The sequence below is a fragment of the Methylobacterium sp. W2 genome (genome assembly GCF_020662345.1).
Lineage (GTDB): Bacteria > Pseudomonadota > Alphaproteobacteria > Rhizobiales > Beijerinckiaceae > Methylobacterium.
In genome coordinates, this window is record NZ_VMOA01000098.1 from 1 (window position 1) to 769 (window position 769).

The 769-nt window shown below is 70.1% G+C and carries 1 protein-coding gene; it reads right to left on the bottom strand.

The window, feature by feature from the left end; all coding sequences use genetic code 11:
• Nucleotides 1-83 precede the first annotated feature (83 nt).
• Nucleotides 84-767 (bottom strand): response regulator transcription factor, encoded by a 684-nt coding sequence (locus tag FPV16_RS25885; protein WP_227441369.1) that lies wholly within the window; start codon nt 765-767, stop codon nt 84-86.
• Between the last annotated feature and the right edge of the window lie 2 nt (nt 768-769).

Here is a 769-nt window from a genome sequence, read left to right on the forward strand (position 1 = left end):
CCCGTGAGGGAGACCCTTGCGCGTGAGGGAGACCCGTGACGAGGCGGCGCCGACGCAGACGACCGGGGACCGGCGTCGGCGGCTCAGCCGGCCTGCGGCATCCGGATCTGGTCGAAATCGAGCAGGGCCGTCTCGATCACGATCTGCGTGCGGCTGATGACGTCGAGCTTGCGCAGGATCTCGGAGACATGGGCCTTGACGGTGGAATCACCGACCTGGAGCTCGTGCGCGATCTGCTTGTTGAGCTTCCCCTGGCGGATCATCAGGAGGACGCGCAGCTGCTGCGGCGTCAGGCGGGCGATCCGCTCCGCGAGCTGGGTCGCCGGAGGAGCCGCGCCGGCAGCGGACTCCGCCAGGGCGGCGGGGATCGACAGGCCTCCGCCGAGCACGTCGGCGATGGCCCGCGTCAGCGTCGCCTTGTCGACCGCCTTCGGTACGAACCCGGCCGCGCCGTGCTGCAGCGCCTCGCGCATGATGCGCGGGTCATCGAGGCCGGACACGACGAGGATCGGCACGCGCGGGAAGCGGGAGCGGATCGAGACGAGCCCGTCGAAACCGACGACGCCCTGCATCGAGAGATCGAGCAGGACGAGATCGACGGTGCCGTCGGCCGCCAGGACCGCCATCGCACTGGCGATCCCCTCGGCCTCGTCGATGGCGGCCTCGGGAAAGGCGAGCTTGACCGCGCTTGCCAGCGCATCGCGAAAGAGCGGGTGGTCGTCGACGATCAAAAGATGCATGGCCGACCCGCCCCTGCCCTCTTCCATCG

Coding starts and splice junctions, on each gene's coding strand:
- FPV16_RS25885 (WP_227441369.1), bottom strand. CDS start 767: ATGGAAGAGGGCAGGGGCGGGTCGGCCATGCATCTTTTGATCGTCGAC.